At 69.3% G+C, this 24,968-nt stretch carries 23 protein-coding genes; 9 read left to right on the forward strand and 14 right to left on the reverse strand.

The genetic code is table 11. The features are described 5' to 3' along the window. Positions 1-10 precede the first annotated feature (10 nt). From SD37_RS36600 to SD37_RS36620, 5 genes are all read left to right on the forward strand, one after another. Positions 11-295 carry an SAV_915 family protein gene (locus SD37_RS36600; RefSeq protein WP_044854516.1) on the forward strand — a complete coding sequence of 95 codons (285 nt, stop codon included), beginning with the start codon at positions 11-13 and terminating at the stop codon, positions 293-295. A gap of 150 nt (positions 296-445) precedes the next feature. Continuing rightward, the gene (locus tag SD37_RS36605; RefSeq protein ID WP_037315955.1) at positions 446-2,236 is read left to right on the forward strand and encodes an acetyl/propionyl/methylcrotonyl-CoA carboxylase subunit alpha; all 1,791 of its coding nucleotides are present in this window, start codon (positions 446-448) and stop codon (positions 2,234-2,236) included. A 46-nt stretch (positions 2,237-2,282) separates the two neighbouring features. Continuing rightward, complete coding sequence (locus tag SD37_RS36610) at positions 2,283-2,747, forward strand: DUF1707 SHOCT-like domain-containing protein (protein WP_044854515.1); 465 nt, start codon at positions 2,283-2,285, stop codon at positions 2,745-2,747. 41 nt (positions 2,748-2,788) lie between these two features. Continuing rightward, entirely contained in the window at positions 2,789-3,163 is a 375-nt protein-coding gene (locus SD37_RS36615; protein WP_044854514.1) for a DUF1707 SHOCT-like domain-containing protein, read from the forward strand. Between the two features lie 21 nt (positions 3,164-3,184). Beyond that, positions 3,185-3,715, forward strand: coding sequence for a GNAT family N-acetyltransferase (locus SD37_RS36620; RefSeq protein WP_145926818.1), 531 nt, complete (start codon positions 3,185-3,187; stop codon positions 3,713-3,715). 156 nt (positions 3,716-3,871) lie between these two features. Here SD37_RS36620 and SD37_RS36625 read toward each other — a convergent pair whose 3' ends face one another. Both SD37_RS36625 and SD37_RS36630 read right to left on the reverse strand, forming a co-directional pair. Beyond that, the gene (locus tag SD37_RS36625; RefSeq protein WP_044854513.1) at positions 3,872-5,335 is read right to left on the reverse strand and encodes an aldehyde dehydrogenase family protein; all 1,464 of its coding nucleotides are present in this window, start codon (positions 5,333-5,335) and stop codon (positions 3,872-3,874) included. Positions 5,336-5,401: 66 nt separating this feature from the next. Continuing rightward, on the reverse strand, positions 5,402-7,141 hold the full coding sequence (locus SD37_RS36630; RefSeq protein ID WP_044854512.1) for a glycerol-3-phosphate dehydrogenase/oxidase: 1,740 nt from the start codon (positions 7,139-7,141) through the stop codon (positions 5,402-5,404). Between the two features lie 235 nt (positions 7,142-7,376). Here SD37_RS36630 and SD37_RS36635 point away from each other — a divergent pair, with 235 nt between their 5' ends. Further along, the gene (locus SD37_RS36635; RefSeq protein WP_174567883.1) at positions 7,377-8,132 is read left to right on the forward strand and encodes an MIP/aquaporin family protein; all 756 of its coding nucleotides are present in this window, start codon (positions 7,377-7,379) and stop codon (positions 8,130-8,132) included. Positions 8,133-8,145: 13 nt separating this feature from the next. Beyond that, positions 8,146-9,660 (forward strand): glycerol kinase GlpK, encoded by a 1,515-nt coding sequence (glpK, locus tag SD37_RS36640; protein WP_044854511.1) that lies wholly within the window; start codon positions 8,146-8,148, stop codon positions 9,658-9,660. A gap of 73 nt (positions 9,661-9,733) precedes the next feature. Here the strand turns inward: glpK and SD37_RS43310 are convergent, their stop codons facing one another. The 6 genes from SD37_RS43310 to SD37_RS36670 form a co-directional block, all read right to left on the reverse strand. Continuing rightward, a complete protein-coding gene (locus SD37_RS43310; RefSeq protein WP_167369602.1) occupies positions 9,734-10,360 on the reverse strand; it encodes a hypothetical protein in 627 nt (208 codons plus the stop codon). Between the two features lie 118 nt (positions 10,361-10,478). Further along, entirely contained in the window at positions 10,479-11,021 is a 543-nt protein-coding gene (locus tag SD37_RS36650) for a hypothetical protein (protein ID WP_044854509.1), read from the reverse strand. Positions 11,022-11,026: 5 nt separating this feature from the next. Then, positions 11,027-11,695, reverse strand: a complete 669-nt coding sequence (locus tag SD37_RS36655) for a class F sortase (protein WP_065913049.1) — start codon at positions 11,693-11,695, stop codon at positions 11,027-11,029. Between the two features lie 75 nt (positions 11,696-11,770). Beyond that, positions 11,771-12,346: a hypothetical protein gene (locus tag SD37_RS36660; RefSeq protein WP_044854507.1), complete on the reverse strand. Its 576-nt coding sequence runs from the start codon at positions 12,344-12,346 to the stop codon at positions 11,771-11,773. 231 nt (positions 12,347-12,577) lie between these two features. After that, on the reverse strand, positions 12,578-13,027 hold the full coding sequence (locus tag SD37_RS36665; protein WP_083255183.1) for a hypothetical protein: 450 nt from the start codon (positions 13,025-13,027) through the stop codon (positions 12,578-12,580). A 105-nt stretch (positions 13,028-13,132) separates the two neighbouring features. Beyond that, on the reverse strand, positions 13,133-14,536 hold the full coding sequence (locus SD37_RS36670; RefSeq protein ID WP_037315929.1) for an NAD(P)H-quinone dehydrogenase: 1,404 nt from the start codon (positions 14,534-14,536) through the stop codon (positions 13,133-13,135). Positions 14,537-14,663: 127 nt separating this feature from the next. Here SD37_RS36670 and SD37_RS36675 point away from each other — a divergent pair, with 127 nt between their 5' ends. Continuing rightward, positions 14,664-15,116, forward strand: a complete 453-nt coding sequence (locus SD37_RS36675; protein ID WP_201769691.1) for a gamma-glutamylcyclotransferase — start codon at positions 14,664-14,666, stop codon at positions 15,114-15,116. A gap of 170 nt (positions 15,117-15,286) precedes the next feature. On the opposite strand, the gene SD37_RS36680 is transcribed toward SD37_RS36675, so the two are convergent. The 5 genes from SD37_RS36680 to SD37_RS36700 form a co-directional block, all read right to left on the reverse strand. Next, the gene (locus tag SD37_RS36680; protein WP_083255184.1) at positions 15,287-16,585 is read right to left on the reverse strand and encodes an amidohydrolase; all 1,299 of its coding nucleotides are present in this window, start codon (positions 16,583-16,585) and stop codon (positions 15,287-15,289) included. Between the two features lie 239 nt (positions 16,586-16,824). Continuing rightward, positions 16,825-17,133 (reverse strand): hypothetical protein, encoded by a 309-nt coding sequence (locus SD37_RS36685; RefSeq protein WP_044854505.1) that lies wholly within the window; start codon positions 17,131-17,133, stop codon positions 16,825-16,827. A gap of 57 nt (positions 17,134-17,190) precedes the next feature. Next, positions 17,191-18,189 (reverse strand): methylmalonyl Co-A mutase-associated GTPase MeaB, encoded by a 999-nt coding sequence (meaB, locus tag SD37_RS36690; RefSeq protein WP_044854504.1) that lies wholly within the window; start codon positions 18,187-18,189, stop codon positions 17,191-17,193. Positions 18,190-18,192: 3 nt separating this feature from the next. After that, entirely contained in the window at positions 18,193-20,361 is a 2,169-nt protein-coding gene (scpA, locus tag SD37_RS36695; RefSeq protein WP_037315916.1) for a methylmalonyl-CoA mutase, read from the reverse strand. Then, complete coding sequence (locus SD37_RS36700) at positions 20,361-22,223, reverse strand: methylmalonyl-CoA mutase family protein (RefSeq protein WP_174567884.1); 1,863 nt, start codon at positions 22,221-22,223, stop codon at positions 20,361-20,363. The genes scpA and SD37_RS36700 overlap by 1 nt, the downstream gene beginning before the upstream one ends. 128 nt (positions 22,224-22,351) lie before the next feature. Here SD37_RS36700 and SD37_RS36705 point away from each other — a divergent pair, with 128 nt between their 5' ends. Beyond that, entirely contained in the window at positions 22,352-24,139 is a 1,788-nt protein-coding gene (locus tag SD37_RS36705) for a serine/threonine-protein kinase (protein ID WP_044854503.1), read from the forward strand. 114 nt (positions 24,140-24,253) lie between these two features. Here SD37_RS36705 and SD37_RS36710 read toward each other — a convergent pair whose 3' ends face one another. After that, positions 24,254-24,910, reverse strand: a complete 657-nt coding sequence (locus SD37_RS36710; protein WP_044854502.1) for a MerR family transcriptional regulator — start codon at positions 24,908-24,910, stop codon at positions 24,254-24,256. Positions 24,911-24,968: the final 58 nt, after the last annotated feature.

Consider the following 24,968-nt stretch of genomic DNA (forward strand, 5'->3'; position numbering starts at 1 on the left):
TGTTGTTCCCGTGACGAACCCCGGATTGCCCAACGCCCTGTTCCTCCCCACGGCGAAAAAGCCGAAGGACTTCACGCGCGCGGAGATCGAACTCCGCAAGACCGGTGACGGCCGGATGGCGCTGATCGCCTTCAGCACGGTCCAGCGGCTGGCCGAGTGCTGCGGCCCGCATCAGCCGTGGGCTTTGGTGAAGTCCGAGCACCTCGGCCGCGTCTACCAGGCCCAGCCGTACGACCTGATCGTGCTCGATTCCGACCTTCCGGAAGAACTGCGGCACCGCGAGGCAATGGTGTAAGGCCTGATAGAAGAACTGAGGCACCACGACGCGCTGGTATAAACGAAAGTCACTGGGTGGCCTTGCTCTCACTGAGCGGCGCCGGAATTTCCGTAAACTGCTGCGGAGCCGCATCGGGGCGGCCCGACGTACGAGCGCAGGAGGTACGGCGTGACCGAGCAGGCCGGCACAGGTGGTCCGGTGACCAAGATCCTGATCGCGAACCGCGGGGAGATCGCGGTACGGGTGATCAGGGCGGCGAAGGACGCCGGGCTGACCAGCGTCGCCGTCTACGCCGATCCGGACCGTGACGCACCCCATGTCCGGCTCGCGGACGAGGCCTTCGCCCTCGGCGGCACCACCGCGGCCGAGAGCTACCTCGTCTTCGACAAGCTGCTCGACGCCGCCAAGCGGTCGGGCGCCGACTCGGTCCACCCTGGCTACGGCTTCCTGTCCGAGAACGCCGACTTCGCGCAGGCGGTGATCGACGCCGGGCTGACCTGGATCGGGCCGAGCCCGCAGGCCATCCGCGACCTCGGCGACAAGGTCACCGCGCGCCACATCGCGCTGCGCGCCGGCGCCCCGCTCGTGCCCGGCACGAAGGAGCCGGTCGCGAACGCCGACGAGATCATCGCCTTCGCCGACGAACACGGCCTGCCGGTCGCGATCAAGGCGGCGTTCGGCGGTGGCGGCCGCGGCCTCAAGGTCGCCCGCACCCGCGAGGAGATCCCGGAGCTGTTCGAATCCGCGACCCGGGAGGCGATCTCCGCCTTCGGCCGCGGCGAATGCTTCGTCGAGCGGTACCTGGACAAGCCTCGTCACGTCGAGGCCCAGGTCCTCGCCGACCACCACGGCAACGCCATCGTCGTCGGCACCCGCGACTGCTCGCTGCAGCGCCGCCACCAGAAGCTGGTCGAGGAGGCGCCCGCGCCGTACCTGACCGACGAGCAGCGCAAGCGCATCCACGAATCCGCGAAGGCGATCTGCAAGGAAGCCGGCTACTACGGCGCCGGGACCGTCGAGTACCTCGTCGCCGTCGACGGCACGATCTCGTTCCTGGAGGTCAACACGCGGCTGCAGGTCGAGCATCCGGTGTCCGAGGAGACCACGGGTCTCGACCTCGTGCGCGAGATGTTCCGCATCGCGCGCGGCGAAAAGCTGCGCATCACCGAAGACCCGGAACCGCGGGGTCACTCGATCGAATTCCGTATCAACGGCGAGGACGCCGGCCGCGGCTTCCTGCCCGCGCCCGGCACCGTGACGAAGTTCGTCGCGCCGAGCGGGCCGGGTGTGCGGGTCGACTCGGGTGTCGAGTCCGGCAGCGTCATCGGCGGCCAGTTCGACTCGATGCTCGCGAAGCTGATCGTCACCGGTTCGGACCGGCAGAACGCGCTCGAGCGCAGCCGTCGCGCGCTGGCCGAGATGGTCGCCGACGGGATGGCGACGGTCCTGCCGTTCCACCGCGTGATCGTGAACGACCCGGCCTTCATCGGCGACGAGAACGGGTTCAGCGTGCACACCCGCTGGATCGAGACCGAGTTCGAGAACACCATCGAGCCGTTCGTCGCCCCCGAAGCCGCCGAGGCCGAGGAAGAGCAGCCCCGCCAGAACGTCGTCGTCGAGGTCGGCGGCCGTCGTCTCGAAGTGTCGCTCCCCGGCGGTTTCTCGCTCGACGCCGGTGGCGGCGGCACGGCCGTCAAGGCCAAGCCGCGCAAGCGCGCGGGTGGCACCAAGGCCGCGGTGAGCGGCGACGCGGTCACCGCGCCGATGCAGGGCACCATCGTCAAGGTCGCCGTCGAAGAGGGCCAGCGGGTCGAAGCGGGCGAGCTGGTCGTCGTGCTCGAAGCGATGAAGATGGAAAACCCCGTCACCGCGCACAAAGCGGGCACCGTGACCGGTCTTTCGGTCGAGGTCGGCGCGGCGGTCACCCAGGGAACGCAGCTGTTCGAGCTGAAAGACTGACGAATGCCGTGGTCGGCGGCACCTCGCTCGAACTACCATCGAAAGGGTGAGCGAGGTTCCGTCACCGCAGCTGCGGATCAGTGATCAGGATCGCGAGTCCGCGCTGACCGCGCTCGGCGATCACTTGAGCGTGGGCAGGATCGACATCGACGAGTTCGGCGAGCGGTCCGCTCAGGTCACCGCCGCCAAGACCCGCGGCGAGTTGTCCGGGCTCTTCGCCGACCTGCCCGAACCGCATCCGCTCTACGACCGGCCCATGCCGGTCGTGGGCGAGCCGGCGAAACCGGCGTCGAAATGGGCGGAGATCTCCACCGCGCAGCGCGTCCTGGGCGCGCTCCTGCCGATCCTCTTCATCGCCACCATCGCGCTCATCGTCACCACCGACGTCACCTGGTGGTTCATCCTCGTCCCGATCGGGATCAGCGCCGTCGGCGAGGGCATCTGGGGCAAGGGCTGGGACAGCGGCCCGAAGAAGCTCGCGAAGCAACGCCGACGGGAACTGGACGGCTGATCCGCCCGTAGACTCGGGACGTGAGTGCCGAGAGACCGGACATGCGGCTGAGCGACGCCGAACGCCAGGACGCGCTCGAAGCGCTGGAAGAACATGTCCGCACCGGCAGACTCGACCTCGACGAGTTCGGCACGCGGTCGGCGAAGGTCACCGCCGCGAGGACGGTGAGCGACCTCGAACCGCTGTTCACGGACCTGCCGTCGCCGAGACCCAGCGCGCTGCTGCCGCTCGCCCCGATGCCCGGCGTCGCCCAGGCGTCGGTGAAGAACGAGATCCAGCCGTCGAAGTGGCTGACCGCCAGCGCCGTGCCGATCGCCGCGGTGGTCGCGATCGCGCTGTTCTTCTTCACCCGCGGGACCTTCCTGGTGTTCCTGCTGCCGCTGGCGGTGGCGCTGATCATGAGCCGCCGTCGCTGAAGGGCCGGTTACCCTCGAAGGGTGGAACCGGTGGAGATCAACGCGGGCGAGTACTACCTGCGGCAGCTGCGGGCGGACAAGGCCCTCGACGACCGTCCGGCGCTGGTCGCGGCCTTCGCCGATCCGACACACCGCAAGTACGTCCTGAACTATCGCTTGCGCGACCTGGACGAGGCGACCGAGTACGTCGCGTTGCGCGCGGCCCAGTGGGCCGGTGACGAACGCTGCTCCTGGGCGGTGGCCGAGCCGACGACCGGGGAACTGCTCGGTGAGGTCGGCCTGCGGGATCTCGATCTCGACCTCGGCTACGCGGAAGCGTCGGTCTGGGTGCGCGCGGCTTCCCGGGGCAAGGGCGTCGCGAGCACCGCGCTGAGCGCGGCCCTGCGGTTCGGGTTCGGCGGGCTCGGCCTGCGCGAGGTCAGCTACCGCTACGAGGAGACGAACGAGGTTTCGGCCTCGGTCGCCCGCAAATGCGGGTTCACCCTGATCGGTCCCGAACCGGCCCCCGCCCCGACCGGGGAACGCCTCATCCGCTGGCACCGCACCGCCTGACGCGTCGCCTTTAGCGGGCTAAACGCGACGCGTCCGGAGCGCGACCCCCTGCGTTTCGTCCTCTGGATGCGTTAGTACGTAGCGCGAACTACCACGTTCAGAGGACGAAACGCAGGGTAGGCACGTCGCCTTTAGCGGGCTAAACGCGACGCGTCGTCAGAAGGGGTAGGTGGGGGGTGGGTTCCGGACGGTGACCCAGCGGGTTTCGGTGAAGGCCTCGATGTTCGCCGCCGCACCGCCGAAACGGCTTCCGGTGCCCGAAGCCGCGACGCCGCCGAAGGGGCTGTTCGCCTCATCGCTGACGGTCTGGTCGTTGATGTGCACGATCCCGGTCGGGACCCGATCGGCCAGCTCCAGTCCTTTGAGGACATCGCGGGTGACGATCCCCAGCGAAAGCCCGTACTCGCTCGCGGTGGCGAGCCGGATGGCCTCCTCCGCGTCGGAGAACCGCACGACCGGCGCGACCGGGCCGAAGATCTCCTCGGCGACAGCGGGCGCGGTCGGCGGCACGTCGGCGAGCACCGTCGCGGCGTAGAACAGCTCCTCGTACTCGGCACCGGCGGCGACCCGCGCGCCCGCCGCGACGCTGGACGTGACCAGCGCGTGGATCTTGTCCCGTTGCCTGGCGTCGATGATCGGGCCGAGCGCGACCTCGTCCCGCGCCGGGTCGCCCACCCGCAGCGCGGCCGCCTTGGCCGCGAGCCGCTCGACGAAATCGTCGTAGAGTCGCTCGTGCACCAGGTGCCGCCCGGTGGTCATGCAGATCTGTCCCTGATGGAAGAACGAGCCGAACGCGGCGACCCCGGCGGCCTCGTCCACGTCCGCGTCGTCGAGCACGATGAGCGCGGAGTTCCCGCCCAGCTCCAGATGTGCCCGCTTCAGATGCTTCCCGGCGAGTTCGCCGACCTTGCGCCCGGCGCCGGTCGACCCGGTGAACGAGATGACCCGGACCGCCGGATGCGTCACCAGGGTCTCACCGACGTCCGCGCCGCCGGGCAGCATCTGCAGCACTCCCGGCGGCAGTCCCGCCTCTTCGAAGATCCGCGCGAGCACCACGCCACCGGTGACGGCGGTGCGCGGATCCGGTTTGAGGATGACGGCGTTCCCCAGCGCGAGCGCCGGGGCGACCGAGCGGATGCCCAGGATGATCGGCATGTTGAACGGCGAAATCACCGCGACGACGCCGGCCGGGACCCGCCGCGCCATCGAAAGCCGCGGTTCCTCACTCGGCAGGAGTTCGCCGTACGGGCGGCCCGGCAGGGCCGCCGCTTCGTAGCACTCCTGTTCCGCCACGTGCAGCGAGAATCCCGCCACGCCCGGGACGGCGCCGACCTCGCGGACGTTCCACCAGCTGATCTCGTCGGCGTGCTCGGCCCACAACCGCGCCGCGGTGCGCAGGACGGCGGCACGCCGGACGTGCGGTGTCGCCGCCCAAGCCCGCTGCGCCTCGGCCGCGGTTTCCGCCGCCTTCGCGGCGTCATCGGCCGACGCGATCCCGACACTGCCCAGCACCGCACCTGTCGCGGGCTCCGCTACGTCACGGACGCCGCCGGTGCCGGGCACCCACGAGCCTCCCGCGAAGATCCGGTCCGTCCACGTCGACGAGTCGAGAAACACCACAAGGCCGCCTTCCGTCTCGGGGAGGCCGACGCTATTGCAGGTTCACCCGATCGGGCAATGATCGGATCAACTCACCGGTTCGATGATCCCCGAACGCGCTTCCGGCGCGGCCGACCGCAGCGCGTCCGCGGCCTCGTCACTCGGCTGCGACTGCGATTCCCGCTCCGCGTCGACGCGTGCCTTGTAGACCTCGACCTCGCGCGTCGCCTGCTCCTTGGACCAGCCGAGCACCTCACCCACCAGCGTGGCGACCTGCTCGGCGCAGTCGACGCCGCGGTGCGCGTACTCGATCGAGATCCGCGTCCGGCGCGCCAAGACGTCTTCCAGGTGAAGCGCGCCCTCGTGGCTGGCCGCGTAGACGACCTCGACGCCGAGGTAGTCCGGCGCGTGCTCCAGCGGCTTCAGCAGCTCCGGACGCCCTTCGCCGAGCGCGAGGACCTCGTGCACCATCGAGCCGTACCGGTCGAGCAGGTGCCGGACGCGATACGGGTGCAGTCCGTGCTCCGAGGCCAGGTGGTCGGCCTGGTTGACCAGCGCGTGATAGCCGTCGGCGCCCAGCAGCGGCACCTTGTCCGTGATGGACGACTGCGGCCTGCCGGGGAGGTCGACCGCGGCGGCGTCGACGGCGTCGGCCGCCATCACCCGGTAGGTGGTGTACTTCCCGCCGGCGATCGCGACCAGCCCCGGCGCGACCCGGGCGACGGCGTGCTCACGCGAGAGCTTCGAAGTCTCTTCGCTTTCCCCGGCGAGCAAAGGCCGGAGTCCCGCGTAGACGCCTTCGATGTCGTCGTGCGTCAGCGGTGTCGCGAGCACGGTGTTGACGTGTTCGAGGAGGTAGTCGATGTCGTGCTTCGTCGCGGCCGGATGCGCGAGATCGAGGTTCCAGTCCGTGTCGGTGGTTCCCACGATCCAGTGATTGCGCCACGGGATGACGAACAGGACGGACTTCTCGGTGCGCAGGATCATGCCCGATTCCGAGACGATCCGGTCGCGCGGGACGACGATGTGCACACCCTTGCTCGCGCGGACGCGGAACCGGCCGCGGCCACCGGAAAGGCGCTGCAGTTCGTCGGTCCAGACGCCGGTGCAGTTGACCACCGCGGAGGCGTGGATCTCGGTCTCGCGGCCGTCCTCGACGTCGCGCACACGGACACCGGAAATGCGGTCCGCCTCGCGGAGGAAACCCACCACCTGGGTGGACGTGCGCACCACGGCGCCGTAGTGCGCGGCGGTGCGGGCGACCGTCATCGTGTGCCGCGCGTCGTCGGATTGCGCGTCGTAGTAACGGATTCCGCCGATCAGCGCGGAACGCTTCAGCGCCGGGACCATCCGCAGCGCACCCGCGCGGCTCAGGTGCTTCTGGCCGGGAACCGACCGGGCGCCGCCCATCGTGTCGTACATCAGCAGGCCGGCCGCGGTGTACGGCCGCTCCCAGACGCGGTGGGTCAGCGGGTACAGGAAGCTGACCGGCTTCACCAGATGCGGCGCGATCGTGGTCAGCATCAGCTCGCGTTCACGCAGGGCTTCACGCACCAGGCCGAATTCCAGCTGTTCGAGGTAACGGAGCCCGCCGTGGAAGAGCTTGCTCGACCGGCTCGACGTCCCCGAAGCGAGGTCGCGCGCTTCGACCAGGGCGACCCGCAGGCCCCGGGTCGCGGCGTCGAGCGCGGTGCCCGCCCCGACCACGCCGCCGCCGATGACGACCAGGTCGAATTTGTCCTCGCTCAGGCGCTGCCACGATTCTTCCCGCTTGAGCGGTCCCAGCCTGGCGGGGCTGTTTTCGGCTTCGCGCTGAGAGCTTGCCACGTGACATTCCTCCTTGGTGCCGCTGTGTCTCCAGCATCGCACGATCGGCCGCGACCGGTCCGTTATGCGGGTGACACATGTGGCGTAACCCTCGTCGATCTTGGAAGGATTGGCCCCCTGAATGCCTGGAAGGAACAAATACGCGACGGTAACGTGCCTCGGACGTGGGTCGGCAAGGGCGCCGTAGCACACCGTGTTCGACCCTGCGCGGAATGTCCAATGTGGAGGTCGAACGGTGAGTGTGGGAGCCATATTCGTCTGGGAACTGCTGGGAACGGCGGTCCTGATCCTGCTGGGTAACGGCGTGGTCGCCAACCACGTGTTGCGGAAGAACAACGGGCACAACGGCGGCGTCGTGATGATCACCCTCGGGTGGGCGTTCGCGGTGTTCGCCGGTGCCAGCATCGCCGCGCCGAGCGGCGCGCACCTGAACCCCGCGGTGACGCTGGGGCTCGCCATCGCGGACAAGACGAAATGGGCGGACGTCCCGATCTACTTCGCCGGGCAGATGGTCGGCGCGATCCTCGGCGCCGTGCTCTGCTGGGCCGCCTACAAACTGCAGTTCGACGACCACCCGCAGCGCGACGAGACGCTCGGCATCTTCTCGACCGCCCCGCAGATCCCGAACAAGGCATGGAACCTCGTCACCGAGATCATCGGCACCTTCGTCCTGGTCGCGTGGATCCTGCTCAGCCCGGTCTACGCCAACGCCACCGGCGAAGGCGGAACGCCGGCGTTCGGCAACTCCGCGCTCGGCTACGCGGGTGTAGCGTTCGTCGTGCTGGTCATCGGCCAGTCCCTCGGTGGCCCGACCGGTTACGCCATCAACCCGGCCCGAGACCTCGGCCCTCGCATCGCGTACGCGTTCCTGCTGCCCATCAAGAACAAGGCCAACCCGAACTGGGGTTACTCCTGGATCCCGGTCGTCGGCCCGCTGGTCGGCGGCGCCCTGGCCGCCCTGCTTTTCCTCGCCGTCCACAACCTGACCTGAGACTGGAGCTTCGATGACTTCGTACGTAGCCGCGATCGACCAGGGCACCACGTCGACCCGCTGCATGATCTTCGACCACTCGGGCCGGGTCGTGGCCGTCGACCAGCGGGAGCACGAGCAGATCTTCCCGAAGGCCGGCTGGGTCGAGCACAACGCCGAAGAGATCTGGGAGAACACCCGCGCGGTCGCGGCGGGCGCGCTCGCCAAGGGGGACCTGGTCGCCGGCGACATCGTCGCGGTCGGTATCACCAACCAGCGCGAGACGACGCTGGTCTGGGACCGCACCACCGGCAAGCCGGTGTACAACGCGATCGTGTGGCAGGACACCCGCACCGACAAGATCGTCAACGACCTGGGCGCGCTCGGCGGCGGGCAGGAGCGCTACCGCGAGAAGGTGGGCCTGCCGCTGGCGACCTACTTCTCCGGACCCAAGATCAAGTGGATCCTCGACAACGTTGACGGCGCCCGCGAGAAGGCCGAAGCGGGCGACCTGGTGTTCGGCAACATGGACACCTGGGTGCTGTGGAACATGACCGGCGGGGTCGACGGCGGTGTGCACGTCACCGATCCGACGAACGCGTCGCGGACCATGCTGATGGACCTCGACACCCTGACCTGGGACGCCGGGATCGCCGAGGAGATGACGATCCCGCTGTCGATGCTCCCGGAGATCCGGTCGTCTTCGGAGACCTACGGCAAGGTCCGCGAGAAGGGCGCGCTGGCCGGTGTCCCGATCGCGGGCATCCTCGGCGACCAGCAGGCCGCGACGTTCGGGCAGGCCTGCCTTTCGCCGGGTGAAGCGAAGAACACCTACGGCACCGGCAACTTCATGCTGCTCAACACCGGTACCGAGAAGGTCATGTCGGACAACGGGCTGCTCACCACGGTCTGTTACAAGATCGGCTCGAACGACACGGTGTACGCGCTCGAAGGGTCGATCGCGGTCACCGGTTCCCTCGTGCAGTGGCTGCGGGACAACCTCGGCCTGATCGGCTCCGCGGCCGAGGTCGAGGAGCACGCCCGGACCGTCGAGGACAACGGTGGAGCGTACTTCGTCCCGGCGTTCTCGGGCCTCTTCGCGCCGTACTGGCGCTCCGACGCCCGCGGCGCGATCGTCGGGTTGACCCGGTACGTCAACAAGGGCCACATCGCGCGGGCGGTCCTGGAAGCGACGGCGTTCCAGTCGCGCGAGGTCATCGACGCGATGAACGCCGACTCCGGTGTCCCGCTGAAGTCGCTGAAGGTCGACGGCGGCATGGTCGTCAACGAGCTGCTCATGCAGTTCCAGGCCGACATCCTCGGCGTGCCCGTGATCCGCCCGGTGGTCAACGAGACCACCGCGCTCGGCGCGGCCTACGCGGCCGGTCTCGCGGTCGGCTTCTGGAAGAGCGAAGACGACATCCGCAACAACTGGGCGCAGGACAAGCAGTGGGACCCGTCGATGGACGAGGCCCGCCGCGAAGCCGAGTACCGCAACTGGAAGAAGGCCGTCACCAAGACCTTCGACTGGGTCGAAGACGAGGACTGACGACTGATTCGCGCGTGAAGGCCCCCTTCCCTCGGCTGACCTGAAGGAAGGGGGCCTTCACGCGCTTGGTGCGCTAGCCGAGAGCGCCACCGCCGGTCTGCGGCGCACCGGCGGGCTTGACCTTCACCTGTGGCGTCTTGCCGGGTGAGGGCGGCGTCCCGCACGGTTTCGTCAGCGCCGCCGGGACGACGGCGCGGGAGCTGGACGGTGCGGGACTCGACGACGGCGCGCCGCTGCTCGGCGGCACGCTGGAACTCGACGGCGGTTCGCTGCTCGACGGTGGCTTGCTGCTCGACGGCGGCGTGCTCGAAGGCGGTGTCGTGGGCGGCAGGCAGGCGATCTCGAACTCGACGGTCGCCGTTCCGCTCGCGGCCGGGAGGTTCGGGCCACCGTCACAGTGGAAGCTCGCCTTGAACTTGCCGGTCTTCCCGGCGGCCTTACCGTGCCCGATGTACGGCGCCTGGTTGCCCGAACCGGGCTGGACTTCGAGCGTGACCGGACCGGCCAAGCCGTCCGACGTCACCGCGGTGCGCGTGCCGTAGCAGCTGGCCGTGAATTCCAGGGCCTGCCCCGGAGCGACCTTCGCCGGGCTGACCCACAGTTTCGGTGGCGGCGCCGTCGCCGCCGCCTGTGGCGCGAGAAGCACGCCCGCCGTCATCGCGAGCAAACCCGCGCCGGCGACGATTCCCTTGATTCCCATGATCTTTCTCCCTCAGTGCGTGCCCTCGCACAAAGAACACTTCCGGGAAAGGGAATCGGTTGCCTTCACGGGCGAAAAAGTCGTGAGCGGTAATGACGGTTAGAACCGTCATTACCACTCACGAGAAAGGACCCCCACCCGTCTGCGGTGCTCCCACCGGAATCTTCGAAACCTGACGTCCCGACCCCACCCGTGCCGAAGGCCCTGAATGACCCGTCGGCACGGGTTTGACCGGCGATACCGTCGGCTTCGGCGGCTTGGACGACGGAGTCGGTATCGCCGTCACTTCGAGATTGATCGTCACCGGTTTCGTCTTGCAGGTCGCCGTGACCGCGTAGAAACCGGGGCGAGCCTTGGCGTCGATATGCGCGACGGCGCCGAGGATCACCGGATCCTCCGAGGTGACTTCGAACTTCCCGACGTGGTCCAGCACCATCGACTTCACCTCGCCGAGGTCGGCGACAGGGCACCCCACGGAGACCAAGACCTCCTCACCGGCCTTCGACTTCGCCGGCGAAACCGCGATGAACGGGTACTGCATCGGCGGCGGCGTGAACGACGTGGTCGGCGAGGTGGAGACGTCATGCGCGGACGCGACGGCCGGGGCGCCCAGTGCCGCCCCGCACGCCACCACCACCAAGACGGACCGGTACTTGATCATGGAACTCACCTCGCGATCAGCCGAGCGAAGACGATGATGTTGTCGAGATAGTTGTGCGACGCCTTGTCGAAGACCCCGCCACAGGTGATCAGCCGCAGTTCCGGCGCGGTGGTGTCGCCGTAGACGGCCTCGGTGGGGAACTTGTCCTTCGCCACCCGCTCGACCTTCGTGACCGCGAACTCGGCCGTCGTGCCGTCCTTGCGGGCGATCGAGACCTTGTCGCCGGGCGCCAGTTCCTTCAGCCGGAAGAAGATGCCCTTCTGCTTGTTCCCGTCCACGTGCCCGAGGATCACCGAAGGCCCGACCTCCCCCGGGGTCGGCCCGTTCGTGTACCAGCCCGCCTGCAGCGGCTGGGTCACCGGCGGCACCTCGACGGTGTTGTCCGCGTTGAGCCCGAGCGGGATCAGGCTGGACTTCGCCTCGATCTTCGGCACGTCGATCGACACCGGGTCGGCCTTCGGCATCCCCTCGACGGCGGCCCCGTCGTCGGCGGGCGCGCCGGACTCGACCGGCGCGCCCGACGGCGTCTCCGCTTGGCTCGTGGCCACCTGCGGCGCGGCCTGACCGGTCTCCCCCGGACCGGACAGGACGAACGCCAGTGTCGCCAGGACGGCCAGCAGGACGACCGCGAGCACCAGCGGTGCCCGCCGTCCTCGCCACCATGTGGACTTCATGTTCACCCCCACGCCTGCCAGACGCCACGCACGACCCGGTGGTTGCCCATTCAGGTCACGAAATGATCGCGATCGCTACGCGCGCACCGCACGACGACGGTACGCCGCGAACCCGACACCGCCCGCGACCAGCGCGAGACCGCCCCCGACGGCGGCGAGGACGCCGATGTGGTCGGCGGGCCCCTCGGTGCCACCGGTCTGCGGAGCACCGGCCGGCACCTTCGCGACCTGGTTCTTCTTGCCGATCACCTCGAAGGTGACCGTCGACTTCTGGCCCCAGCAGGTCAGCGTCACCGGATACTTGCCCGGCTTGATGTCCTTGACCGTCGCCGACCATTTCGCGGAATCGACGGTGAGAGCCGCCGAAGTGACCTTCGGGCCGAACTCGTTGCCGCGGGTGGCGCACTGGAAGTCCAGCTTCACCTTGTCCCCGGGCTTGCCCTTGGCGGGCGAGACGGTCAGGTTCTCGAGGATCCCGACCGGCGACGCGTGCGGGCCGGGGCCGTCGGAGTCCTGGGTCGGGGACGCCGACGGCGAGGAGGACGGAGAAGGCGACGGGACATTCGTCGGAGAAGTCGCGAGAGCGGCACCCGGCGCGAGAAGAAGGAATCCGGCGACGGTACCGGCGGTGAGCATGATGGTGCGCTTCATTGAATTACCCCTGAAAGCTGAATGTGGATGGAAATCGGAAAAGAACGATCCCGCGCCCCTGTTCCCCCAGTGGCGGTTTTCTGTTCTTCCGACACCCTCATGACGTCTCCGCCGGGGGCCGGGTTGCCCGGTTTCATCACGAAAAGGTCGCGAAATCACCGGCGCGCTCAGACCCGGCCGACGAAAACCGCCCCCGGACCGAAGTCCGAGGGCGGTTTCGAGGAAAAGGAATCAGGAAGCCATGCTGCCGTCACCCGCGCGAGCACCGCCGGAAGGGACCGCGCTCACCTGCCGGGCGGGAACGGAAAACGTTGCCGTATAAGACTTCCCGTTGCAGTTGACGGTCAGCGGGTAGCTGCCCGGCGCGGTGCCCTTCTTGAGTTCGACCTCGGCGCTGACGTTCGCCGGGACGCCGATGAGCGGGCCGTGGTCGTACTTCCCGACGGTCAGGACCGGCGAAGAGAACGTCGTCGACTTCGGCGCCTTCAGCCCTTCGCCGGGGCACTGGGCCAACGCCACATTGGACTCGCCGTGGACGTACTTGTTGACGAGTCCGAGGTCGTAGGCCGTGTCGTCGTTGAGCTGCACCGTGACACCGGAACCGGGCTGGGGATCGGGCTGAGGCTGCTGGGCGAGACCGGTCGCCGGACCCGCCAGCACCGCCGCGCCGATCGCCACCACTCCGAAAAGAACCCTGCGGACCACGAAAAACCCCTAGCTGTCAACGAAACACTCGACACGCGCTAGACGCGGGCACCCCCGCGAGGGTTGCTTCGCCGATGAAGATCAGTCCAAGTCGTCGTGCCGCATGAGCTGGCGGCCCGCCTCGGTGATCGACCCCGAGAGCGACGGGTACACCGAAAATGTCAGTGCCAGATGTTCCACTGTGAGCTGGTTCTGGACGGCGAGCGCGATGGGAAGGATGAGTTCGCTCGCCGTCGGCGCCACGACCACCCCACCGACGACGACGCCGGTGGCGGGGCGGCAGAACAGCTTCACGAAACCGCGTCGCAGGCCTTCCATCTTCGCGCGGGCGTTCGTCGCGAGCGGGAGCATGATGGTGCGTGCGGGCACCTCACCCGAGTCGATCGCCTGCTGGCTGATGCCGACGGTCGCGATCTCGGGGTGGGTGAACACGTTGGCGGCGACGGTCTTGAGCTTGATCGGCGCGACACCCTCACCGAGCGCGTGCCACATCGCGATGCGGCCCTGCATGCTGGCCACCGAGGCGAGCATCAGCACCCCGGTGCAGTCGCCGGCGGCGTAGATGCCGGGCGCGCTGGTGCGGGAAACCCGGTCGACGCCGATGAAGCCACCGGGGCCGGGCTCGATGCCGACCTTCTCCAGGCCGATGTCGGTGGTGTTGGGCACCGACCCGACGGTCATCAGCGCGTGGCTGGCCTCGATCACGCGGCCGTCGGCGAGGTGGATCTCGACGCCCTTTTCGGTGCGCTCGACCTTGTCGGCGCGCGCCTGCTTGGCGACGGTGGTGCCGCGCTGCGTGAAGACCTCTTCGAGCACGGCGGCGGCGTCGGCGTCCTCGTGCGGGAGCACCCGGTCGCGGCTGGAGACGACAGTGACCTTGACGCCCATCTCGGTGTAGGCCGAGGCGAACTCGGCACCGGTGACCCCCGAGCCGATGACGGCCAGGTGCTCGGGCAGCTCGCGCAGGTCGTAGAGCTGACGCCAGTCGAGGATGCGCTCACCGTCCGGCACCGCGCCGGGCAGCACCCGCGGGGTGGCGCCGGTCGAGATGAGGACGACGTCCGCGTCGAGCACCTCGACGGAGCCGTCGGCGGCGGTGACGGCGACCTTGTGCGTGGCGAGGCCGGGCTCTTCGTCGTCGAACCGGCCCTGGCCGATGACGACGCGGACGCCCTCACGCTGCACCCGGGCGCGGATGTCGGCGGACTGCGCGAGCGCGAGTCCCTTCACCCGGCCGTGGACGGTCGGCAGGTCGACGCTGGTGTCGGCCATGTCGGTGTTGATGCCGAGTTCGCGGAGGTCGTGCATGTTCGCGAGCGCGCCGGAGGAGGCGATGAACGTCTTCGACGGGACACAGTCGTAGAGCACACACGCGCCGCCGAGACCGTCGCGTTCGACGATGGTGACGTCGGCTCCGTGCTGGGCCGCGACCAGTGCCGCTTCGTAACCGGCGGGGCCTCCGCCCATGATCACGATCTTGGTCACTGGTCTCCTCCTCGCACTGGTGTCTGTGACTGCGTTTACCGTACGCGGGCGACCGCTGGGCGGATTGAGTGGCCGGACACGGCATGTGCGTCCAGCCGGGTGACCGCCGGGTCGCTAGGCTGTGGTCGTGCCGTTGTATGCCGCGTATGGATCCAATATGGAGCCCGCCCAGATGTTGGAGCGCGCTCCTCACTCGCCCATGGCCGGCACCGGCTGGCTGGAGGGCTGGAGGCTGACCTTCGGCGGCGAGGACATCGGCTGGGAAGGCGCCCTGGCGACCATCGTCGAAGACCCGGGCAGCCGGGTCTTCGTGGTGCTGTACGACGTCACGCCGCTGGACGAGGACGGCCTCGACCGCTGGGAAGGCGGCGAGCTCGGCGTCCACACCAAGATCCGGCTGCGCGTGCAGACCATGGACGGTTCCGTCCTGCCCTGGCTGTACGTCCTGGACGCCTATGAGGGCGGCCTCCCGTCGGCGCGCTACCTCGGCGTTCTCGCCGACGCCGCCGAGGCCGCGGGCGCCCCCGCCGACTACGTCGAGGCGCTCCGCACGCGCCCTTGCCGGGGGATCAGCGGCTGATCCACGCCCTGTGGATACCTGGGCCGCCATGGCCCCTCACTTGAGTCACCCGACCTGATGAAAAATCGGGCTTTTGCCTGCTCCTGCCCCGAAATCCGCACGTAGCACAGGCCCCCGGCCGGTTCTCCCGGGGGCCTGTGGACAACTCTGGGAACTGTGGATAACTCGGTTCAGGCCAGGGTGGCCAGGGCGGTGTGGACCAGCGTGCGGACACCGCACATGAGTGCACGCTCGTCCAAGGTGAAGGTCGGGCGGTGGATGTCGGCCATCGGGCCTTCGCCGGACCACACACCGAGACGCGCGAAGGCGCCCTGGACGTGCTCCAGGTACCAGCCGAAGTCCTCGCCACCGGACGACTGTTCGGTCCCGGCCACGGCCGACTCACCCAGCGCGGCTTCGACACCGGCCCGCATCAGCGCGGTCGATTCCGGGTCGGAGACGACCGGCGGGACGCCGCGGCGGTAGTCGAGGGAGAACCCGACACCGGTCGGCGCGAGCAGCGACTCCACCGAAGCCGCGACGAGCGGCTCCAGCATCGTCCACACCTCGTGGTCCGCCGTCCGGAGCGTGCCGCGCAGCACCCCGTCCTGCGGGACGGCGTTGGCGGCCTGCCCGGCGTGCACCGCACCCCAGACCAGCACGGTCCCGGAGCGCGGGTCGACGCGCCGCGACAGCACCGCGGGCAGCGACGTGATCACCGTGCCGAGCGCGTGCACCAGGTCCGCGGTCAGGTGCGGCCGTGAGGTGTGGCCGCCCGGCGAGGTGAGCCGCAGTTCGATGAGGTCCGCGGCGGACGTCAGCGCGCCTTCGCGCAGGCCGACCTTGCCGACCTCGAGCCGCGGGTCGCAGTGCAGCCCGTAGATCCGCTCGACGCCTTCCATCGCGCCGGCGGCGATCATGTCCAGCGCGCCGCCGGGCATGACCTCCTCGGCGGGCTGGAAGATCAGCCGTACCCGTCCCGGCAGTTCCGGCGCGCCCGCCAGTGCCCGCGCCGCGCCCAGCAGGATCGCGGTGTGCGCGTCGTGCCCGCACATATGCGCGGCGCCGTCGGTCTGGGAGGCGTACGGGAGTCCGGTGGCCTCGGTCAGCGGCAGCGCGTCCATGTCGGCGCGCAGCGCCACACACCGGTCGCCGCTGCCGATGTCGCAGACGACCCCGGTGCCCACCGGCAGCACCCACGGCTTGAGGCCGACCGAGCGGAGCAGGGACATGACCATTTCGGTCGTGGCGAACTCGTGACGGGAGAGCTCCGGGTGCGCGTGGATGTGCCGGCGCCACGCGAGGACGTCGGTGGCGTTCGCGCGGAGCCAGTCGTCGAGCCAGAAGGGGCCGCGCCCGGCACCCAGATCATGCACAGGTGCCATGCTGACGCCGGCCTCGGAGATCAGCGCGGTGGACGCCTCTATAGGGGCAACGACGCGACCCTCGGGGTCGCCTGGAATGTCCGGACGTGAATCGAGCACCGTCACGCCGCACCTCCTCCCGCAACACAGTTGCCTCCGCCTACCACCGTACGAGTGGTCACTGAAGACACGCTGGGTGCCGTTCGATCTGTGATACGCATTTGCGATAGATCGTGCACCATGCAGATGACAAGCCGCTCGTCGAGTGATCGAGCCCTAGACGGCCGGTAGCGGTTCTGCGTTGAACGGCTACGAAGAGTTCGGTCCGGGCTAAGCGGAGAGCACTACTACTTACCGGTAGCGGTTCAGGACTTCTTCTTCTTGGAACGGGAGCGGCGGCCGAGGATCACGAGCCCGAGGAGCACCGCGGCGGCGATGCCGGCGATGACCTTGTTCTTGGTCTCCTGGCTGTTGGCCTTGTCCGTCTCGGCGGGGTCGAGCACCGGTCCCGGCTGTGCCTGCGACGGCACCTCGTGCACGGCCGCCGCCTGCGTGATCACCGACGACGCGGCGGGGAGCGCCGTGACCGGCGCGGCCTGCGCGACCGGGGCGCAGACGAGAAGCCCGGCGGCGATCAGCCCGGCCAGCTGTCCGAGGCGAGACCTTTTCGGCATGACTCCCTTTCGTCGACAGAGCGCGAATCCGATTCTGCACTCTGCCGCGTTCCCGCGTCAGCCGCCACGCGGAGGACCGGAGAACGCCTCCAGAATCCGTTGCGCGGCCAAGGTGGGGGTCAGTTCACCGTCCCGGACCGCCCGTTCGACGTCCGGGACGACCGCTCGCACGTCCGGATGCGCGGCGAGCCGTCCGAGAAGCTGTTCCCGGACCATCGCCCAGGTCCACTCCACCTGTTGCCGCCGTCGCCGCTCGTCCAGTTCGCCGGACGCGGTCAAAACGTCACGGTGACGGCCGATCTCGGCCCACACCTCGTCCAGCCCGACGTCGGTGAGCGCACTGCACGTCAGTACCGGCGGGGTCCATTCGGCGTCGCGCCCGTAGATCATCCGCAGGGCCCCGGCGAGTTCGCGTGCCGCGCGTTTCGCGTCGCGTTCGTGGTCGCCGTCGGCCTTGTTGACGGCGATGACGTCGGCCAGTTCGAGGACGCCCTTCTTGATCCCCTGCAGCTGGTCGCCGGTGCGGGCGAGGGTCAGGAACAGGAAGCAGTCGACCATGTTCGCCACGGTCACTTCGGACTGCCCGACGCCGACGGTCTCGACCAGCACGATGTCGTAGCCGGCCGCTTCCATCAGGACGATCGTTTCCCGGGTCGCCCGCGCGACACCGCCGAGAGTCCCCGAAGTCGGCGAAGGGCGGATGAATGCCTTCGGGTCCACCGCGAGCCGCGCCATCCGGGTCTTGTCGCCGAGGATCGAGCCGCCGGTCCGGGTCGACGACGGGTCGACGGCCAGGACGGCGACCTTGTGCCCGGCTTCGGTGAGATCCGTGCCGAGCTGGTCGATGAAGGTCGATTTGCCGACACCGGGGACGCCGGTGATGCCGACCCGCCGCGCGCCGCCTGCGTGCGGGAGCAGCTCGACCAGCAGCTCCTGCGCCTGCGCCCGGTGGTCTTCGCGGTTCGACTCGACGAGCGTGATCGCTCGCGAGAGCAGACCGCGGTCACCCGCGAGGACGCCCTTGGCCAGCGCCCCGACGTCGATCTTGCGCGGCAAGACTCACGACTCCTGAGCGGTCAGCTGTCCGATGAGATCGATCGCCGCCTCGGCGATGACCGTGCCGGGCCCGAAGATCGCCGCCGCGCCCGCCGCGCGCAGCTCCTCGTAGTCCTGCGGCGGGATGACCCCGCCGACCACGACGATGATGTCCTCGCGGCCCTGTTCGGCGAGTTCGGCGCGCAGCGCGGGGACCAGCGAAAGATGCCCGGCCGCCAGCGACGAAACGCCGATCACGTGCACGTCCGCCTCGATCGCCTGCCGCGCGACCTCGCCGGGGGTGGAGAACAGCGGGCCGACGTCGACGTCGAACCCGATGTCGGCGAAGCCGGTCGCGATCACCTTCTGGCCGCGGTCATGGCCGTCCTGGCCCATCTTCGCGACCAGGATCCGGGGACGCCGCCCCTCTTCCTGGGCGAAACTCTCGACCAGTTCACGGGCCCTCTCGACGTTCTCGGCCTTGCCGACCTCCTCGCGGTACACACCGGAGATGGTACGAATCTGGCCGGAGTGGCGCCCCCAGATCTTCTCCAGCGCGTCGGAGATCTCCCCGACCGTGGCCTTCGCCCTGGCGGCGTCGATGGCCAGCGCGAGCAGGTTGCCGTCGGCCTGGGCACCGGCCGTGAGCCGTCGCAGCGCGTCCTGCGTCGCGTCCTCGTCCCGCTCTTCGCGCAGCCGCCGCAGTTTCTCCAGCTGCTGCGCGCGCACGCCGGCGTTGTCGACCTTGAGCACGTCGATCTGCTCGTCGTCGGTGACCTGGTACTTGTTGACGCCGATCACCGGCTGGCGGCCGGAGTCGATCCGCGCCTGGGTCCGCGCGGCGGCCTCCTCGATGCGCAGCTTCGGGATACCGGCGTCGATGGCCTTCGCCATGCCGCCCGCCTGCTCGACCTCGGTGATGTGGCCCCACGCCTTGCGGGCGAGGTCGTAGGTCAGCTTCTCGACGAACGCGCTGCCGCCCCACGGGTCGATCACGCGCGTGGTGCCGGATTCCTGCTGCAGCAGCAACTGTGTGTTGCGCGCGATGCGGGCGGAGAAGTCCGTCGGCAGCGCGAGGGCCTCGTCGAGGGCGTTGGTGTGCAACGACTGCGTGTGGCCCTGGGTCGCCGCCATCGCCTCGACACAGGTGCGGACGACGTTGTTGTAGACGTCCTGCGCGGTCAGCGACCAGCCCGAGGTCTGCGAGTGCGTCCGCAGGCTCAACGACTTGGAACTCTTGGGCTCGAAGCCCTTCACCAGTTTCGCCCACAGGAGCCGTGCCGCGCGGAGTTTCGCGACCTCCATGAAGAAGTTCATGCCGATCGCCCAGAAGAAGGACAGCCGCGGCGCGAACTTGTCGACGTCCAGCCCCGCCTCGACCCCGGCGCGGATGTACTCGACGCCGTCCGCGAGCGTGTACGCCAGCTCCAGATCGGCGGTCGCCCCGGCCTCCTGCATGTGGTAGCCGGAGATGGAGATCGAGTTGTACTTCGGCATGTTCCGCGAGGTGAACGAGAAGATGTCCGAAATGATCCGCATCGACGGCTGCGGCGGGTAGATGTAGGTGTTGCGGACCATGAACTCCTTGAGGATGTCGTTCTGGATGGTCCCGGCCAGCTTGTCCGGCGTGACACCCTGTTCCTCGGCCGCGACGACGTAGAGCGCGAGCACCGGCAGGACGGCGCCGTTCATGGTCATCGAGACGCTCATCTTGTCGAGCGGGATGCCGTCGAAGAGCTGGCGCATGTCGTAGATCGAGTCGATCGCGACGCCCGCCATGCCGACGTCACCGGCGACGCGCGGGTGGTCCGAGTCGTAGCCGCGGTGCGTCGCGAGGTCGAAGGCGACCGAAAGGCCCTTCTGCCCGGCGGCGAGGTTGCGGCGGTAGAAGGCGTTCGATTCCTCGGCGGTGGAGAAACCCGCGTACTGGCGGATGGTCCACGGCTGGTTGACGTACATCGTCGGATACGGGCCGCGCAGGTACGGCGCGATACCCGGATACGTGCCGAGGAAGTCCACTCCGGACAGATCGTCGGCGGTGTAGACCGGTTTGACGCCGATGCCCTCCGGCGTCTCCCACGCGAGCGCGTCGGGGCCCTTGCCGGTGGCGGCGTGCAGCGCCTCCGTCCACTGAGGACGGTCCGCCGGGTCGGGCGATCCCAGCTCGATTCCGGAGAAGTTCGGGATGGTCATCACTGCACTCCGAGCTCGTTCAACGTGCCGGTCAGGATTTCCAAGGCGTCGCAGCCCGTGTAGAGGTAGCCCGTGACGTCCGGATGGTCGCCGGGCTTCCCGGCGAGAAGCACCGACGTGGCGCCCGCTTCCTTCAACGCCTTCGCGACGCTGTCGGCTTCTTCCGCGTAGGAGGTGTTGCTTCCGCAGAGGCAGGCGACCTTCGTCCCACTGGCGCGGAATTCCGCGACGACGTCTTCGGGCGCGCCGGGGTTGACGGCTTCGATCCCGCCCGCCTGGAAGAGATTCGCCGCGAAACTCGCCCGCGCGGTGTGCGCCGCGACCGGGCCGAGGGTGGCGAGGAAGACCCGGGGACGGCTGGGATGCGCGTCCGCGCGGTCCCGCAGGGCTTCGAAGGCTTCGGCGTACCGATGCCGGGGCAGGCCGCCGTCCGGGAGGGCTTCGACCGGGTCGCGAACGACCGCTTTCTCCGTCAGGTTGGGGAATTCACTCACGCCGGTGATCGGATCGCGCCGGGTCGCGAGCCGCTTCGACCGCTTCTCCCAGGTCTCCGCGAGCCGTCCCGCGAGCGCGCCCGAGGCCAGTTCGGCCTCGATCCCGCCCGCCGCTTCGATGGCGGTGAACTCACGCCAGGCGGCCTTGGCGAGTTCGTCGGTGAGGTTCTCGACGTACCAGGAGCCACCGGCCGGGTCGATGACCCCGGCGAGTTTGGACTCCTCCAGCAGGACGGCGTGCGTGTTGCGCGCGATCCGCGCGGAGAACGCGTCCGGCTGGCCGATCGCGGCGTCGAACGGGAGCACGGTGATCGCGTCCGCGCCACCGACCCCGGCGCCGAAACAGGCGACCGTCGTGCGCAGCATGTTCACCCACGGGTCGCGCTGGGTCAGCATCGCGGGCGAGGTGACCGCGTGCTGCCGCATACCGGAACCCTGGCCGCCGGAAACCTCGGTGACCCGGGCCCACAGGCGCCGCGCGGCGCGGAACTTGGCGATCGTGAGGAACTGGTCGGCCGTGGCGGCGAGCCGGAACTCGAGCTGCCCGGCCGCGGTGTCGACGTCCAGGCCCGCTTCGGTCAGCGCCCGCAGGTACGCGACGCCCGCGGCGATGGCCGCGCCGAGTTCCTGCGCGTCCGAGCCGCCCGCCTCGTGGAACGGCAGGCCGTCGGCCACGATCGTCCGCACCTTCGGGTGACTCTTCGCGACCCGGGCCGCCAGCTGAGCGGCGGGGGCGAGCGGATGCGCCGAACCGGTGCGCGCGGTCAGGCCGATCGGGTCGGCGCCGAGGGTCGCGGTGACCGCGCTCGCCGGGATCTCGCGTTCCGCGAACAGCTCGAACAGGGCGGTGGCCGCGGCTTCGTATTCGTCGCCCGCGTCGAGGATGACGGGCGCGAGGTCGACGTAGACCTCGTTCAGCGCGTCGGCCAGGTCGGCGACGGGCACCCCGCCCGCACCCGCCCGCAGCCAGATCGAGCTGACGCCGCCTTCGAGGTCGGCGAGGATCGCGGTGTTGACGACCTTGGCGTCGCGGCGGGCGTAGCGGGCGCGGATGTCCCATCCCGTCGTCACCGCGCCTTCGGGACGGGCGCTTCTCACGAACGGCGGAAGACCCGGGAAGCCGGTTCCCTCGACCGTGTCTTCGGCCGTGTAGAGCGGCTGGATCTCCAAGCCGTCATAGGTTCGGGTGACCAGCTTGCTTTCGGGCAGCCCTTCGAAGGCCTCGTCGATCGCGCCGCTCTTGCGCAGCACCCCGGCGACGAGCTCCCGCCACTGCTCCCGGCTCGCTTCCGGGAACTCCGCCGCGAGCACCAGGTCGTCGGGCTCAGCTGGGGTCGGCACTGACTCCGTTCCGGCCACTTCCGTCATAACCCACGATGCTAACGGCCCCTAACAGCCCCTACCTGTGACGCTAGTCGCGCCAAGGGGTGGCCCGTTCACTCCGCCAGGGCACGGCGCATAAGCCCGCCACGGGGGCATACGACACAATTGGGGCCGTGCCGTCCGACACCCCCGAGTCCAGCGAGAGTCCCGGCGAAGAGAAGCGTGTCGTCGCCGGGCGATATCGGTTGCGCTCGGTCATCGGATCAGGGTCGATGGGCACGGTCTGGTCGGCCTACGACGAGTTCCTGCACCGCCCGGTCGCGGTCAAGGAAGTGCGGCTCCCGCCCGGCGTCCCGGCCTCACAGGCCGACGAACTCCGCGAACGGACGCTGCGCGAAGCCCGCGCGATCGCCGTCCTGAGTCACCCGAACGTGATCATCCTGCACGACGTGGCGCGGGAGAACGACGAACCCTTCGTGGTCATGGAGCTGCTGCCGTCGCGCAGCCTCGCGCACATCCTGCGCGACCACGGCCCGCTGACCGTCGAGCAGGCGGCGGCGGTCGGCATCGCGGTGGCGTCCGCGCTAGAGGCCGCGCACGCCGCCGGGATCACCCACCGTGACGTGAAACCGGGGAACGTCCTGGTCGCCGGGGACGGCCGGATCAAGCTCACCGATTTCGGGATCGCCCGCAACGTCTCCGAAGCCACCATGACCCGCACCGGGATGATGCTGGGCTCCCCCGCCTACATCGCGCCCGAAGTCGCCTCCGGCGGCGCCGTCGTCCCCGCCGCCGACCTGTGGGGCCTCGGCGCGACGCTGTTCGCCGCCGTCGAGGGCTCGCCGCCCTACGACGCCGACGGCGACCCGCTCGAAACCGTCGGCAAGGTCGTCAACGGGAAGGTGCCGAAGCCCGGCCCCGGTCCGCTGTCCGACGTCATCGGCGCGCTCATGAAGAAGGAGCCGTCGAAGCGGATCACCCTGCGCGAAGTGCGGCGCCGCCTGTACCCGTTGCAGGCCAAGACGCTGATCGACCTCTTCCCGGCCGAGCTGTTCCACACGCCCGACGGCAAGAAGACCACCGCGCATCTGGACGCGACCGACACCCAGGTGATCAAGACCGTCGCCCCCGGGAAACCGTCGGAGGGCACGAGTTCCGAACTCGCCGCGGACCCGGGGCCGCTGCCGTTCCTGCGCTCGGCCGAGCCGGCGACGGCTCCCCGCGCCCCGGAACCGCCTGCCGAACTCGCGCCGATGCCGACGGTCACGCCGACGGCGCCGCGGCCGCCGGGCCGGTCGACGGTGGCCACGGTGGTACTGGCGTTCGCGTCGATCGTCGTCTTCCTGCTGGCGGCGGCGGGCGGGTTCGTCCTGGCCAGGGCCGTCGGCGGCGAGGATCTGCGGCCACCGGCCGCGCTGGAGGAGGGCGACACGATCGTTCCCCAGCAGCCACCGAAGCTGCTCACGCAGCAGGGCGACGCCAGCATCGTGAACGGCGTCAAAGGCGGCCGGTTCAGCATCGGCGTGCCCGAGGGCTGGAAGAAGTTCGTCGCGCCGCACGTCACCAAGGGCCTGGCGAGCACGGTGGTCCAGTACGTCTCCCCCGACGGCCGTCAGGTCATCCGGGTCGAGCGGCTCGGCGGTTTCCTGTCCGACGGCCCGCCGCCCGCCTACTTCAGCTGGCTGAAGTCGCAGCATCCGGACCTCTCGCTCGTCGGCGAACCCGGCACCGTGCCCGGCCGGGGGACGGAGAGCATGCGGTACGTCTACCGGACGACCGAACGTTCCGCCGCGACCAGGGACTCCGCGAATGAGAGCATCACGCGCACGACGTTCATGGACCTGTTCGGCGCGGGCACGGATTTGTGGATCGTGTCGGTGACCGCGCCGATCGAGCAGGAGTCGTCCGCGAGGACGGCGATCTTCGAGCCCGTCGCGCAGTCACTCGCTGTCGACGGCTAGCCGCGGGGCGATCCCCTGCGTCCATGAAGGAATTGGGACACTCAACGTCCCAATTCCTTCATAGACACACTCGACGACACCTTCCCCGGTACGTGAAGGCCCCCTTCACGTACTTCAGTCGCCGGAACCCAACTCGCTGTCGACGGCTAGCCGGGAGAAGTGCGCCTTCGAGGCACGCTGCTGCGCCAGCCGCCGCAGCACCGAAAGCAGCCTGTCGCCGAGCACGGTCTCGACGACGGCGATCTCGATGATCCGCTCCAGTGACTCGACCCCGGCGATGCCTTCGATGTCCAGGTCGGCGGTCCGGTCGGCGATCTCGGCGTAGTCGTCGAGTTTGTCGAGGTACCAGCCGTGCCCCACGTCCCGGATCGCGCACAGGACGCCGACCAGGGCCTGGATGATCGGATCGTCGTCGTCCTTGCAGGGCCAGCCCCGGCGCCCGGCGAGGTCGCGGATCGTGGCGAGCGCCCATTCCCGGCTTTCGTCGTCGACGGTCTGCCGGGTGGCGGTGATGCCTTCCTGGGCGATGCCGAGGATGCGGTGGGGGCTCGCGTTCCCGGCGTCGACCGCGGAGAGCACCTCGCCGACCGTCGCGAGCGACAGGCCGCCGACGTCCATCAACGCCCTGATCAGCTTGATCCGCTGAACGTGCCCGTCGTCGTACTTGGCCTGGTTGGGGCTCGTCCGTTCCCCCGGCGGGACCAGCCCTTCCCGCAGGTAGTACTTGATCGTGGCGACCGGGACCCCGGCCCTCTCGCTCAGTTCCGCCATCCGCACGCGTGGTCGCTCCGATCTCGGGGACGGTTCAGGGACAACCCTGAAGACTTCT

This window comes from Amycolatopsis orientalis (assembly GCF_000943515.2).
GTDB lineage: Bacteria > Actinomycetota > Actinomycetes > Mycobacteriales > Pseudonocardiaceae > Amycolatopsis > Amycolatopsis orientalis.

What these genes read in the sequence shown, in the direction of transcription:
- SD37_RS36655 (WP_065913049.1), bottom strand. Translation starts at nt 11,695, where the DNA reads ATGAAGTCCACATGGTGGCGAGGACGGCGGGCACCGCTGGTGCTCGCG.
- SD37_RS36710 (WP_044854502.1), bottom strand. Translation starts at nt 24,910, where the DNA reads ATGGCGGAACTGAGCGAGAGGGCCGGGGTCCCGGTCGCCACGATCAAG.
- SD37_RS43310 (WP_167369602.1), bottom strand. Translation starts at nt 10,360, where the DNA reads ATGGGAATCAAGGGAATCGTCGCCGGCGCGGGTTTGCTCGCGATGACG.
- SD37_RS36660 (WP_044854507.1), bottom strand. Translation starts at nt 12,346, where the DNA reads ATGAAGCGCACCATCATGCTCACCGCCGGTACCGTCGCCGGATTCCTT.
- SD37_RS36650 (WP_044854509.1), bottom strand. Translation starts at nt 11,021, where the DNA reads ATGATCAAGTACCGGTCCGTCTTGGTGGTGGTGGCGTGCGGGGCGGCA.
- scpA (WP_037315916.1), bottom strand. Translation starts at nt 20,361, where the DNA reads ATGACCATCCCGAACTTCTCCGGAATCGAGCTGGGATCGCCCGACCCG.
- SD37_RS36700 (WP_174567884.1), bottom strand. Translation starts at nt 22,223, where the DNA reads ATGACGGAAGTGGCCGGAACGGAGTCAGTGCCGACCCCAGCTGAGCCC.
- SD37_RS36685 (WP_044854505.1), bottom strand. Translation starts at nt 17,133, where the DNA reads ATGCCGAAAAGGTCTCGCCTCGGACAGCTGGCCGGGCTGATCGCCGCC.
- glpK (WP_044854511.1), top strand. Translation starts at nt 8,146, where the DNA reads ATGACTTCGTACGTAGCCGCGATCGACCAGGGCACCACGTCGACCCGC.
- SD37_RS36615 (WP_044854514.1), top strand. Translation starts at nt 2,789, where the DNA reads ATGCGGCTGAGCGACGCCGAACGCCAGGACGCGCTCGAAGCGCTGGAA.